The following is a 12,395-nucleotide window of genomic DNA, read 5'->3' on the forward strand; positions in this document are numbered from 1 at the left end:
AGGGTCCCGGGGACCGGTCAGAAGAAGGTGCCGCTCCACGGTGCGGGTCCGGGCACCGCGAACAGCGCGTCCGCCCGGACCGCGGCACCCGGTACGTGCTCGGTCCAGCGCCCGGCGGCGGCCAGCGCCGACGGCGTCCGGTCCCCCAGGAACGCGGGGGCGAGCGACTCCAGGCCGCACTCCAGCTCCGGTAGCGCGTCCCCGGCCGGGCGGACACCGCCGGGGCCGATCCGCCAGGTACCGGCGTCGTCGAGGACGGGGTCGTGCAGCCGGAGGACGACCGGGTCGCCGGATCCCCAAGCCCGCGCCGCCAGCGCCGCGCCGACGTCGACGATCCGCAGCCACAGGTCGTCGGACCGGCCGGTGACCCGGTGCGTGCGGCCGTCGGTCAGGAGCAGGTCGAGGTCCTCGTCCAGCGGGCGGGCCCAGGCGGTCACGGCGTCGCTGAGGTCGGCGCCGGTGAGGAACCGCCACAGCCCGGCGGTCGCCGCGGGCGACCCGGCCCACATCTGCTGGACGGAGATCGTGTCGTTCCCGCCGGGCTCGCCCTCGGAGATCCCCCAGATCGCGAACCCGTCGTCACCGTCCGGGCCGGTGTGCACCCCGATCTGCTTGTACTCCCCGGCGGACGGGCCGCCCGGGTCGATCGCGCGCCGCCACCAGCGCGGGTTGCGGGTCATCCCGCCGGGCCGGTCCGCGGCGAGGCGCTCCTGCAGGTCCGGCAGGACCTTGCCCGCCTCGGCGGTGCCGAGGAGCCAAACCCGGCCGCCGGCCGGGGCGTCGGCGCGCCAGGCCGGGCGGGCGGTGACCCGCACGTGCTGGCCGCGGGAGGCGACGCCGTAGCCGTAGCGGCCGTAGATCGCCGCCTCGCTGGCGCGCAGGACCGTCACGGTGTCGCCGCGCTCCCGGGCCGCGGTCAGCTGGGCCCGCATCAGCGCCGTCAGCCGGCCGGCACGGGTGCGGTCGGCGCGGACACCGACGCCGCTCACCGCCGCGGCCGGGACCCGGGCACCGCCCGGGAGGGTCAGGCGGGACGGGAACGAGTTGGCGCTGCCGACGATCTCGCCGTCGGTGTCGACGACACCCAGCCAGTGCTCGTCGCCGGCGTGGCCGTGCGCCTCCCACGCCTCGTCACCGGCCGGGCCGCGGTGCAGCGTCGACAGGAACAGGTCGTAGGCGGCGCGCCGCTGCGCCGGATCGGTCAGGGTGCGGACGTCGTGCTCTGCGCTCACGTCCGCCGAGCCTGCCCGCGCGGCGGCGGCGCCGCCATCGCTTTCCGGGTCAGACCCGGTTCACCTGGTAGTCGCCCTCGTCGGAGGTCACGATGCCGGCCACCTCGACCTGCTCGCCGTCGACCACGGCCTGACAGGCGAACTGCGTGCCGGCCGAGACCTCGACGTCGTCGGGGCACTGCACGGCACCGACCTGGAGGCCGTAGTCCTCGGTCAGGACCTGGTTGACCCCGGTCTGCAGCGCGGTCTGGTCGAGGTGGCTCGTCAGGAGCCACGCCGGCCACACCAGCGCCGAGACGGCCAGGACCGCGACCAGCAGCACGCCGGCGCCGGCCAGGGCCCACTTCTTCCCGTTGCCGGCCGGCGCGCGCACGGCCTCGCTCGGGGCCCACGGCTCCGCACCCGGCCCGGCGCCGGACCAGCCACCGCCGTCGCCGGGCTGCTGCGCGACGGTCGGCTCCTCGGGGTACCCGGCCGGGGGTGCGCCCGCGGGCACGGCGTCGGCCGGTCCCTCCGGTGCACGACGACGGCCGCCGCGCCGGCCGGTGGGCACCGCCCAGGTGTCGCCCTGGTCCGGTGGGGCCTCGTCGCCCCACAGCGGCGCGGAGTGTGCACCGCCGCGGGTGTCCTGCCCGGCGCCCCGGTCGTCCCGGCCGCCGGTGTCCCAGCTCCCGGTGTCCCGGCTCCGGGAGTCCCAGCTCCCGGTGTCCTGCGGCGACCAGGCCCCCGTCGCGGCGGGGTCGGCGCCGGGTCCGGCGTCACGGGACGCGTCGTGCCGCGCGGTGCGCGGGTCCCAGCCCGCGTCGCCCGCGCCGCGGTCGGCCCAGCCGGGTGCACCGCCCGCGCCGCCCCAGCCGTCGCGCCCGTCCTGCTCCGGGGACCAGGCCCCCGTCGACTCCGGATCGGCGCCCCACCCGCCCGGCGGAGGGCCGCCCCACACGGGCAGCTCCCCCGTCCGCTCGGAGGCATCCTCGGGATGCCTGTCCGGACCCTGCGGGTTGCTCATCGCCGACCTCTCGCCGTCCTGCTTGTCGTTTCGCACGTCATTCCATCCCGGCCGCGACCACGCCGCGCCGGACCGCACCGGAGGCCCGGTGCGCGGCCTTCCCCACCGCGCTCGACCGGCCGGCGACACCGGCCACCTGGTCGAGCAGGTCGAGGACCTGCCGGGCCCAGCGTACGAAGTCGCCGGCGGACAGCTCGTGCCCGTTGCGCTCGGCGGCCTCCAGAACCTGTGCGAGGGACTCCCCGCGCGCCCAGCGGTGCATCGGCCAGGCGAAGGCCAGGTCGGGTGCGCGGGTGCGTTCGGCCTTGTGCCGCCGCTGGTCGGCCTCGAGCTCCTCCCAGATCCGCACCGTCCGCTCGCAGGCGTCGGAGACCGGGCCCTGCGGCAGTCGCGGCATCGGGGCGTCGTCCCGGCGCGACTCGTAGACCAGCGCGGACGCCACCGCGGCGAGCTCGTCGGGCTCCAGCCCCTCCCAGGCGCCGTGGCGCAGGCACTCGGCGGCGAGCAGGTCCGACTCCCCCCACAGCCGGGCGAGGACGCGGCCGTGGTCGGTGACCTCGTCGTCACCGGGGCCGACCTCGGCGACCGGCATGAGGTAGCCGCGCTCGGTGAGCAACGCCCGGATCCGGTCGAACGACCGCGCCAGCGAGTGGGTCGTGGCGCGCACCTTCTGCCGCAGCGTCTCCGTCTCGCGTTCGAGGCGGGCGTGACGCTCGCCCCAGCGGGCGTGCGCCTCGCGGTCGTCGCAACCATGGCAGGGGTGCGCGCGCAGTGCCCGGCGCAGGGTCACGAGCTCCGGGTCGTCCTGCACGCCGTGCCTGCGGCGGCGGCCGGGGTCCGGTAGGACGATCCGGGAGTTGCGCAGCGACGACGCCAGGTCCCGGCGGACCTGCGGCGACCGGTGGTCCACCCGCTTCGGGATCCTGATCCGCCCCAGTACCTCGACGGCCGCCGGGAAGTCCGCCGCGGACAACCGCCCGGCCCACCGGTCCTCGGTGCAGACGAGCGGGCGCGGCTCGGGGTCCCGGCCGTTCGCCGAGTACGCCCCCACGCCCGCGTCGAGCACCACGGCGATCCCGGCCCGCTTGCCCGCCGGGATGCCGATGACGTCACCGGGGCGCAGCTCGCGTAGCGACTCGGTGGTCTCGTCGCGGGCGGCGGAGGTGTTCTGCCTGCGCAGCGACTTCTCCCGCTCGGTGATCCGCCGGCGCATGTCCGCGTACTCGGCGAAGTCGCCGAGGTGGCAGGTCATCGACTCGCGGTAGCCCGCCAGCGCCTCGGCGTTGCGGTCGATGCGCCGGGCGAGCCCGACGACCGAGCGGTCGGCCTGGAACTGCCCGAACGAGCGTTCCAGGAGTTCGCGGGCGGCGTCGGTGCCGAGCCGGCCGACCAGGTTGACCGACATGTTGTAGACCGGCCGGAACGAGCTGCGCAGCGGGTAGGTGCGGGTGGAGGCGAGCCCGGCGACCTGCTCCGGGTCCATGCCGGGCGTCCAGAGGACGACGGCGTGCCCCTCCACGTCGATCCCGCGCCGCCCGGCGCGGCCGGTGAGCTGGGTGTACTCCCCCGGGGTCAGGTCGACGTGCGCCTCGCCGTTGTACTTGACCAGCCGCTCCAGCACGACGGTGCGGGCCGGCATGTTGATGCCCAGTGCCAGGGTCTCGGTGGCGAACACGCATCGGACGAGCCCGGCGACGAACAGCTCCTCGACGGTCTCCTTGAAGGCGGGCAGCATGCCGGCGTGGTGCGCCGCGACACCGCGTTCGAGGGCCTCGCGCCACTCCCAGTAGCCGAGCACCCCGAGGTCGGCCTGCGGCAGGTCGCCGGTGTGCTTCTCGACGATCCGGCGGATCTCCTCGACGTCGTCCGGGTCGGTGAGCCGGACGCCGGCCCGCACGCACTGGCCGACGGCGGCGTCGCACCCGGCGCGGGAGAACACGAAGGTGATCGCCGGCAGCAGGCCCTCGCGGTCCAGCCGGTCGATGACCTGCACCCGCGACGGCGGTCGGAACCCGCCGCGGGACGGCCCGCCGGGGCGCGGCCCCCGCCCGACGACGGCCGTGGCGTCCTGCTTCCCGCCGCGCGTCCGGCCGCGGTCCCGCGGCCCGCCACGCCCGCGGCCGCGCGGGCCCCGGTCGCCCGCCCGGTCGGCGGCCCGGGAGCCGGCGGAGTCCCGGCGCTGCATCTCCCGGGTGTGCCGCACCAGGTCGGGATCGACGACGAGCTGCGACGGCGCGTCCCGGTCCTCCGGGCGGATCTCGCCGAACAGGTCGAACAGCCGGTTGCCGACCATCATGTGCTGCCACAGCGGCACCGGGCGGTGCTCGTCGACGACGACCCGGGTGTCCCCGCGGACCTCGATCAGCCAGTCACCGAACTCCTCGGCATTGCTGACCGTCGCCGACAGCCCGACGAGGGCGACGTGCTCGGGCAGCTGGAGGATGACCTCCTCCCACACCGCGCCGCGGAACCGGTCGGCGAGGTAGTGCACCTCGTCCATCACGACGTACCCGAGGTGATCGAGCCGCCGGTTCGCCGCCTTGTCGCTGTCGGCGTAGATCATGTTGCGGAGGACCTCGGTGGTCATCACGACCACCTGGGCGTCGCCGTTCACGGCGGTGTCCCCGGTGAGCAGGCCGACGGCGTCCGGGCCGTAGCGGTCGACGAGGTCGGCGTACTTCTGGTTGGAGAGCGCCTTGATCGGCGTCGTGTAGAAGCACTTGCGGCCCTCGGACAGCGCGAGGTGCACCGCGAACTCGCCGGCGACCGTCTTGCCCGCGCCGGTGGGGGCGCACAGCAGGACGCCGTGGCCCTCCTCCAGCGCCTCGCACGACTCCCGCTGGAAGCCGTCGAGGTCGAACGGCAGCAGGCCGGTGAACTCGGCCAGCCGGGGGTGTGCGGAGCGGGCCTTGGCCGCCGCGTAGGCGGCGGCCGGATCGGGAGCCTGATCGCTCACGCCTGACCGGGTACTCACCGCCCCAGGCTGTCACACACCCGCCGTGACCCGCCTCGCAGACGTGTGTGACGCGTCTCCTCCCGGCACGTCCCGCCGCGGTACGGGCCAGGTCACACCCCGTCGGCGGCGGAGTCGCCTCGACGGCCGGGGCGTCGGCGGGACAGACTGATCGACGACGTCCGAACGTCCGACCACGCGTCTCCCACCACGGATCGCATGTCCACTCCGCGCGAGCAGAAGGTCCGCACATGTCCAAGGAGATCGCCCACCGGATCGTCGACGTGCACGCCGTCGACCGCCTGTCCCCCAGCCTCGTCCGCGTGACGGTGGGCGGGCCGGGCCTCGACGGCTTCGAGCCGCTCGGCGTCCCCGACGAGGGGTGTGTGTTCAACTTCCCGGTCCCCGGCACCGGCGGGGACCCCGTGGCGGACGTCGGACGCTGGTACACCGTGCGCCGCTTCGACGCGGCGGCCCGGGAGATGGACGTCGAGATCGTCCTGCACGCCGGTGGCGTCGGCGGCGAGTGGGCGGCCGGCGCGCGGGTCGGTGACCGCCTGCGGATCACCCACCACAACAGCTGGTTCCGGCGCCCGGAGGACGCGGCCTGGCAGCTGCTGGTCGGCGACGTCACCGCGCTGCCGGCGATCACCCGGATCGCGGCCGAGTCGCCGGACCGGGTCACGACGACGGCGATCGTCGAGATCCCCGACCCCGCGGACCGGCGGGACCTGGGCGTCGAGACGCGCTGGATCGACAACCCCGCGCTGGCCGGTGCCGGGAGCGTGCTGCACGAGGTCGTGACCGCCCTCTCCTTCCCGGAAGGGCCCGGCTACGTCTACGTCGCCGGCGAGGTCGCCGCGACCCGCGGGGTCCGCAAGTACCTGCGCCACGAGCTCGGGATGCCGGCCACCGGCTACGGCGTCATCGGGTACTGGCGGGTCGACGCCGACACGTGGCGGCGTCGTGAGGCCGACTCCGGTGTGGACACCGCCCAGCTCTACGCGGAGGCGCAGCGCCTCGGCTCCGACGAGGAGGAGATCCGCGACCTGTTCGAGGAGCGGCTCGCGCGGGTTGGGCTCCTGTGAGCCCGGCCCGCGTGGCCGGTACCCGGCTCAGCGGGCGAACTCGGCCTCGACGATGTCGGAGTTGATCTCCGTGCCGTGGTGCTCACCACGGCAGATCGCGGCCATCAGACCGTCGCGCTCGATGTCGAACACGTGCAGCGGCAGGCCGTGGTCGCGGGCCAGGATGAAGGCCGTCTGGTCCATCACCGCGAGCCGCCGGGACAGCACCTCGTCGTAGGGCAGCCGCTCGTAGCGGTGCGCGTCGGGGTTCTTGCGGGGGTCGGTGTCGTAGACGCCGTCGACGCCGTGCTTGGCGACGAGCAGCGCGTCGGCGCCGATCTCCAGCGCCCGCTGGACGCTCGGGTAGTCGGTGGTGATGAACGGCTGGCCGTTGCCACCGGAGAAGATCAGGATGGCGTCCTTGTCGAGGTGGCGCTTCGCGCGCAGCCTCAGGAAGGGCTCGGCGACCGCGTTGATCGGGATCGCGGTCATCACCCGGACGTTGTCCTCGCCGCTCGCGGAGAGCTTGCCGCGCAGCAGCAGGCTGTTGATCACCGTGCCGAGCATGCCGATGTTGTCGGCCTCGACCCGGTCGATGCCCCACGAGTCGGAGCGGTTCCCGCGGAAGACGTTCCCGCCCCCGACCACGACGGCGATCTGCACCCCGAGCTCGCGCACCTGACGGATCTGCGCGGCCAGGTGGGCGAGGGCCTTCGCGTCGAACCCGAAGCCGTCGTCACCGGCCATCGCCTGGCCGCTGAGCTTGATGACCACCCGGTTGTACTTCATGCGCCCCGACCCAACTCCTCGCCTGTACTGCCCGTTCCGGACCCGGGGAGAGAGCGTACGGCCGCACCCGGCGCCGTGGGGGGACAGGGTCTCCCGGGACCGGCCGGCGCCGCTCGGCGCCGGCCGGCACGCCGGTCAGGTGATGTCGTCGAAGGAGTCGCCCGCGGGGCGCTCCGGCGGTGCGGACGGCGCCGGCGGCGGCGACGCGGGCGGGCCCGCCGACGTGGGACGCGCGGACGCCCGGCCGATCACCGCGGGCGCGGCCGGACCGGCGCCGGCCGGGGACGACTCCCCGACCGCTGCGGGCTCCTCGATCCGCGACGGCCCGCCGAGGTCCGAGGGCCCGTCGATCCGGGACGGCGAGGTGTCGAGCGGCGACGGGCTGTCCGGGTCCCAGGACTCCCAGCCCTCGGCCGCGCGGCGCCGCTCCCGTCGCCGGTCGGAGATCCGGCAGACCTGGATCGCACCCTCGAACAGCAGGGTCAGCGCCATGGCCAGCGCGATCATGGAGATCGGGTCCTGGCCGGGCGTCGCGATCGCCGCGAAGACGAACAGCCCGAAGATCAGGCCGCGGCGTGACTTCTTCAGCATCTGGTAGCTGACGATCCCGGCCCCGTTGAGGGCCACGACCAGCAGCGGGATCAGGAAGCTGACCCCGAAGATCACGATCAGGTTGACGACGAGCGAGAAGTACGACGCGCCGGTCAGTGCGGTCGTCTGGATCTCGCTACCGATCGTCAGCAGGAAACCGAGGGCCTGCGGGATGATCAGGTAGGCGAGCACCGCGCCCGCGACGAACAGGATCGCGGCGACCGAGACGAAGCTCAGCGCGTAGCGCCGCTCCTTCTTCACCAGACCCGGCGTGATGAAGCCCCAGAACTGGTACAGCCAGATGGGGCAGGCCAGGATCACCCCGGCGGTCGCACCCACCTTCAGCCGCAGCATGAACTGGTCGAACGGCGTCGTGCCGAGGAGGGTGCACGAGTTCGGGTCGGCGTTGAACGAGGCACGCGACGACGCGGGCAACGAGCAGTACGGGTCCTTGAGCAGCTCGCCGAGGCTGGGCCAGCCGAAGAACGAGACCTCGAACCAGATGTAGCCGAACACCGTCGTCGCCGCGATCGCGGCGAGCGAGACGCCGAGCCGGTTGCGCAGCTCGTAGAGATGCTCGACGAGGGTCATGGTCCCGTCGGGGTTGAGCCTGCGCTTCCGACGGAACGGGGACTTCACGGTGCCGGCGACCTCAGCCCGCGGTGCCGCGGTCCTGCGGCGACGGGGCCTGCTGCGCCTGCGGAGCGGGCTCGGTCGTGGCCTGCGGCGTGGCGGGCAGCTCCTGCGGAGCGGCCTTCTCCTGCGGCGCGGCCTTGTCGCCCTGCGCGGCCTTCGACGTGGCGTCGTCGTCCTTCAGGCCCTTCATCTCGCCCTTGAACACACGGGCGGACTGACCGACCGAACGCGCCATCTCGGGCAGCTTCTTCGCGCCGAACAACAGCAGCAGCACGGCGATGATGATCAGCCATTCGTAGCCACCGGGCATGGGACAAACCCTCCGTCGATCCGCCGGTACGTGACCGAGTCTACGCACGGCCCCTGTGCGGTCCCTGTGCACCCGGTACGGGACGGCTGGGTGCTCACCCGCTGTTCACCGGGCCGTTCACCGCGCCGTCCGCCGCGTCACCCTGCCGCCGGTCCGCCCGGCGTCCGGTCGCCGAGGGTGGCCGAGCGTGGCAGACCGGTCACGTTCCGTCGCTGACCTGCAGTGCCTCACGGGCCCGGGCCCGGACCACGCCGGCCAGCTCGGCCGGCTCGACGATCCGCGCGGCACCCCCGAGTCCCAGCACGAGCCGCACCAGCCAGTCCGGGTCGGCGAACCGCAGCAGCACCCGCAGCCGGCCGGCCGGGGCGGGGTCACCACCGTCGGCCTGCGGGACGCCTCGGGGCGCGGTGCCGGGTGGCGGGTCGCCCTCGGTGTCACCGGCCCCGGGGACGCGGACGTCGTCGACCGGGTAGTACTCGGCGACCCAGTGCGCCTCGGGCTCCAGCTCGAGCACGGCGTGCCGCTGCCCCTCACGGCGCCCGAAGAGCCCGTGCGAGACGTCGGTGGGTTCCGCGTCAGGGTGCGGCCGGGACGGCTCGCCGAGCTCCTCGGCCTGTTCGACCCGGTCCAGCCGGAACATCCGCACTCCCCCGGCCCGGCGGCACCACGCCTCGAGGTAGCTCCGCCCCTCGGCGACCACCAGACGCATCGGGTCCACGTCGCGCCGCGACACCGCGTCCCGGCCCGCTGTGAAGTACACGATCCGCAGCGCGCGCCCGCGGTCCAGCGCCCGCCGGACGACGGCCGTGGACTCCCGCTCCCCCGGGCCCGACTCCACGGCGACCAGCCCGTCGAGGCCCCCGGTCCCGGCCTGTTCCCCGGCCGTGCCGACCGCGGCCTCGATCTTGCCGATGGCGCGCGCGACGGCGTCGGAGTCGACGACGCCTGGCGACTGGTGCAGCATCCGCAGCGCCACCAGCAGCGCGGTCGCCTCGCTGGTGGTCAGCCGCAGCGGACGGGTGAGGCCGGCGTCGAACACGACGTCGACGGTGTCCCCGGCGAACGACAGGTCCACCAGGTCGCCGGGCCCGTAGCCGGGCAGCCCGCACATCCACAGCAGCTCGAGGTCCTTGCGCAGCTGCTTCTCGTCGACGCCGAAGTCGGCGGCCGCCTCCGCGACCGGCACGCCCGGGTGCGCCCGCAGGTACGGCACCAGCGACAGCAGCCGGGGCAGCCGCTGCGCGACCCCCTGGCGGCTCACCGGGCCCGGTCCACGGCGAGGTCGGCGGCGCCCGCCCACAGCTCCCGCACGGCGACGGCGAGCTCCGGCGGGTCGAGGACGGCGACGTCCGGGCCGTGCCCGGCCAGCCACCGGGCGACGACCGACCGGTCACGGAGGTCGATCTCGATCAGCACCCCCGGCCGTCCGCGGTGCTCGTGCGGGCCCCGCTCGCGCCCGATGCGGCGCAGCCCGGCCGCCCGGCCCTCAGCGACCCAGACCCGCGCCGTGCCGGTCACCGGCCCGGGGCCCGCGGAGGAGCGCACGATGCCGCGCAGGTCGACGCCGTCGGGGACCCGGACCGCGCCCTCCGGCCCGGTCCCGCGGACCGCACCGGTGATGCGGGACAGCCGGAAGCAGCGGACCGCGTCGCGGTCGCGGTCGCGGCCGACGAGGTACCAGCGGCCGCGGTAGGACACCACGCCCCACGGCTCGACGGTCCGTCGCGACGGCGGGTCGGCCGGGCCGCCGCGCCGGTGGTCGAAGACCACGACCTGCCCGGCGCGGGTCGCGGCCAGCAGCGGGGCCAACGCCGGTTCCCCGGCGTGCGGGCCGGGCCGGACGGTGGCGGGGGTCTCGGCGACCTCCACACCGGCCGCGCGCAGCTTCACCAGGGCCCCGTGCGCCGCGCCGGCGAGGTCCGGTGAGTCCCACAAGTTCCCGGCGAGGGCGACGGCGGTCGCCTCGTCGGGCTCCAGCTCGATCTCGCCCAGCTCGTAGTCGGCGCGGGCGATCCGGTAGCCCTCGACGGTGTCGAACACCGAGTTGTGGCCGGTCTCCAGCGGGACGCCCAGTTCGCGCAGCTCGGCCTTGTCCCGTTCGAACATCCGGAAGAACGCCTCGTCACCCGCGGCCTCGGCGTAACCGGGCACGGTCGCGCGGATCCGCTCGGCGGTCAGGTACTGCCGCGTCGACATCAGGCAGAGGACCAGGTTCACCAGTCGCTCGGCGCGGGCGGAGGACACGAGAGGCATCGTAGCCAGGGGCCCGGCGCCCGGCCGTGCGCCCCGCGCGGACCGGCACCGGCCACTGCGCCCGTCTCATCCTGCGACACCCCCGTTGACGCCCGGCGCAGCCGGGGAAAGGCTCACCGGACGGCGTGGCACCGCGGCCGCGCGGGTGTGCGTGGAGGTGGGCGAGATGACGGCAGAGCAGGAGACCTTCAACCCGTGGACCGTGGTGAACCTCGTGTTCCACCATCTCGCCGACGAGGGACTGCACCCGGTGCTGGGCGAGGCGGGCGACCCGGCGGCCGCGGCCACCGGGCTGCTGCGCTCGATGGGCATCGCCCCGGCACCGGAGAAGGCGGGCCCCGCCGATCCGGACGTCCAGGACGAGCTGGCCGAACTCCGGCGCCGGATCATGCCCGGGATCGAGTGACCCCGTCCCCGTGATCTAGGTTCCGCTGCGCACACCCGGGTCGCGGCGGTCCACCGGCCCCGCGCCGAGACGGCGGAGGGGGCGGGACATGGAGCAGACCGAGCGCGAGATCGTGCAGGAGCAGCTCGAGGAGCTGCACCAGGTCATCGGGCGTCCCGGCGGCATCCCGGACAACCGCGTCGTCGCCTACTACCCACCGTCCATGGCCGCGCAGTCGAACCTGTTCGGGCTGGCCGCGACCGACGTCGACGGCACCCAGTGGCAGGTCGGCGACGCCGAGGCCCGTTTCCCGCTGCACTCCATCTCGAAGGTCTTCACCTACGGCCTCGCGCTCGAGGACAACGGCCGCGAGGACGTCCTGCTGCGGGTCGGGGTCGAGCCGTCCGGCGACCCGTTCAACTCGATCTCCTTCGACGACGTCAACAACCGCCCGTTCAACCCCATGATCAACGCGGGTGCGCTGGTGGCGGCGAACCTGGTGCACGGGGCGACGAAGGAGGAGAAGGTCGAGCGGCTGCTCACCCGGCTGCGGATCTACTCGGGCAACCCGGACCTCGCCGTCGACGAGGACGTCCTCGCCGAGCAGCTCGTGTCCAACGACCGCAACGTGTCGCTGAGCTACCTGATGCGCAGCCTGGGCATGCTGCACGGCAACATCGAGGACAACCTCTACGTCTACCTCGCGGCCTGCTCGGTCACGGTGACCGCCGTCGAGCTGTCCACGATGGCCGCGACGGTCGCGCGGGGCGGGGCGAACCCCTTCACCGGCGTCCCGGCGCTGCCCCGCACCTACACCCGCGACGTCCTCAGCGTGATGAGCATGTGCGGCATGTACGACGCCGCGGGCCAGTGGGCCTACGACGTCGGCATCCCGGCGAAGTCCAGCGTGTCCGGGGCGATCCTGGCGTCCATCCCGGACGCGATCGGCGTCGGCGTCTACTCCCCCGGCCTCGACCGGCACGGCAACTCGGCGCGCGGGGTCGCGGTGTGCCGGGCGTTGTCGGACCGGTTCGGGCTGCACGTGTTCGCGGACCCGTCGGAGTCGCGGCTGGGCCGGATCGTCCGGCCCGCCCGCCGCGACGACGCCACCGAGATGTACCCCTCGGGTGACGGTTGGCTCCCCGAGGGTCTGTGACGTCGTAGGTTCTCCAG

At 74.6% G+C, this 12,395-nt stretch carries 11 protein-coding genes; 3 read left to right on the forward strand and 8 right to left on the reverse strand.

Features of this window, described 5'->3' with window-relative positions; genetic code table 11:
- Window positions 1-17: 17 nt before the first annotated feature.
- From Ae150APs1_RS02205 to Ae150APs1_RS02215, 3 genes are read right to left on the reverse strand one after another with little or no spacing between them, the layout of a single operon-like run.
- A complete protein-coding gene (locus tag Ae150APs1_RS02205) occupies window positions 18-1,232 on the reverse strand; it encodes a GNAT family N-acetyltransferase (RefSeq protein WP_075295428.1) in 1,215 nt (404 codons plus the stop codon).
- A 49-nt stretch (window positions 1,233-1,281) separates the two neighbouring features.
- Entirely contained in the window at window positions 1,282-2,238 is a 957-nt protein-coding gene (locus Ae150APs1_RS34155) for a DUF4333 domain-containing protein (protein WP_139320368.1), read from the reverse strand.
- Window positions 2,239-2,275: 37 nt separating this feature from the next.
- On the reverse strand, window positions 2,276-5,194 hold the full coding sequence (locus Ae150APs1_RS02215; protein ID WP_075295432.1) for a DEAD/DEAH box helicase: 2,919 nt from the start codon (window positions 5,192-5,194) through the stop codon (window positions 2,276-2,278).
- A 248-nt stretch (window positions 5,195-5,442) separates the two neighbouring features.
- On the opposite strand from Ae150APs1_RS02215, the gene Ae150APs1_RS02220 reads away from it, so the two are divergent.
- Window positions 5,443-6,279 (forward strand): siderophore-interacting protein, encoded by an 837-nt coding sequence (locus Ae150APs1_RS02220; protein ID WP_060575943.1) that lies wholly within the window; start codon window positions 5,443-5,445, stop codon window positions 6,277-6,279.
- 27 nt (window positions 6,280-6,306) lie between these two features.
- On the opposite strand, the gene pyrH is transcribed toward Ae150APs1_RS02220, so the two are convergent.
- From pyrH to Ae150APs1_RS02245, 5 genes are all read right to left on the reverse strand, one after another.
- Complete coding sequence (pyrH, locus tag Ae150APs1_RS02225) at window positions 6,307-7,047, reverse strand: UMP kinase (RefSeq protein WP_010235247.1); 741 nt, start codon at window positions 7,045-7,047, stop codon at window positions 6,307-6,309.
- Between the two features lie 135 nt (window positions 7,048-7,182).
- The gene (gene tatC / locus Ae150APs1_RS02230; RefSeq protein WP_249266178.1) at window positions 7,183-8,277 is read right to left on the reverse strand and encodes a twin-arginine translocase subunit TatC; all 1,095 of its coding nucleotides are present in this window, start codon (window positions 8,275-8,277) and stop codon (window positions 7,183-7,185) included.
- A gap of 13 nt (window positions 8,278-8,290) precedes the next feature.
- Window positions 8,291-8,584: a Sec-independent protein translocase subunit TatA gene (gene tatA, locus Ae150APs1_RS02235; protein ID WP_075295434.1), complete on the reverse strand. Its 294-nt coding sequence runs from the start codon at window positions 8,582-8,584 to the stop codon at window positions 8,291-8,293.
- A gap of 199 nt (window positions 8,585-8,783) precedes the next feature.
- Window positions 8,784-9,845, reverse strand: coding sequence for a YafY family protein (locus Ae150APs1_RS02240; protein ID WP_075295437.1), 1,062 nt, complete (start codon window positions 9,843-9,845; stop codon window positions 8,784-8,786).
- The gene (locus tag Ae150APs1_RS02245) at window positions 9,842-10,828 is read right to left on the reverse strand and encodes a WYL domain-containing protein (RefSeq protein ID WP_075295439.1); all 987 of its coding nucleotides are present in this window, start codon (window positions 10,826-10,828) and stop codon (window positions 9,842-9,844) included. Before Ae150APs1_RS02245 ends, Ae150APs1_RS02240 begins: the two co-directional genes overlap by 4 nt.
- Window positions 10,829-11,003: 175 nt before the next feature.
- Here Ae150APs1_RS02245 and Ae150APs1_RS02250 point away from each other — a divergent pair, with 175 nt between their 5' ends.
- Entirely contained in the window at window positions 11,004-11,243 is a 240-nt protein-coding gene (locus Ae150APs1_RS02250) for a hypothetical protein (RefSeq protein WP_029240044.1), read from the forward strand.
- A gap of 88 nt (window positions 11,244-11,331) precedes the next feature.
- Entirely contained in the window at window positions 11,332-12,378 is a 1,047-nt protein-coding gene (gene glsA, locus Ae150APs1_RS02255) for a glutaminase A (protein ID WP_010242436.1), read from the forward strand.
- The last annotated feature ends 17 nt before the right edge of the window (window positions 12,379-12,395 follow it).

The organism is Pseudonocardia sp. Ae150A_Ps1 (assembly GCF_001932315.1).
Taxonomy (GTDB): Bacteria; Actinomycetota; Actinomycetes; order Mycobacteriales; family Pseudonocardiaceae; genus Pseudonocardia.

Bases quoted from the DNA above. Each gene is read 5' to 3' on its own strand.
- Ae150APs1_RS34155 (WP_139320368.1), bottom strand. From the start codon at position 2,238: ATGAGCAACCCGCAGGGTCCGGACAGGCATCCCGAGGATGCCTCCGAG.
- Ae150APs1_RS02220 (WP_060575943.1), top strand. From the start codon at position 5,443: ATGTCCAAGGAGATCGCCCACCGGATCGTCGACGTGCACGCCGTCGAC.
- pyrH (WP_010235247.1), bottom strand. From the start codon at position 7,047: ATGAAGTACAACCGGGTGGTCATCAAGCTCAGCGGCCAGGCGATGGCC.
- tatA (WP_075295434.1), bottom strand. From the start codon at position 8,584: ATGCCCGGTGGCTACGAATGGCTGATCATCATCGCCGTGCTGCTGCTG.
- Ae150APs1_RS02250 (WP_029240044.1), top strand. From the start codon at position 11,004: ATGACGGCAGAGCAGGAGACCTTCAACCCGTGGACCGTGGTGAACCTC.
- glsA (WP_010242436.1), top strand. From the start codon at position 11,332: ATGGAGCAGACCGAGCGCGAGATCGTGCAGGAGCAGCTCGAGGAGCTG.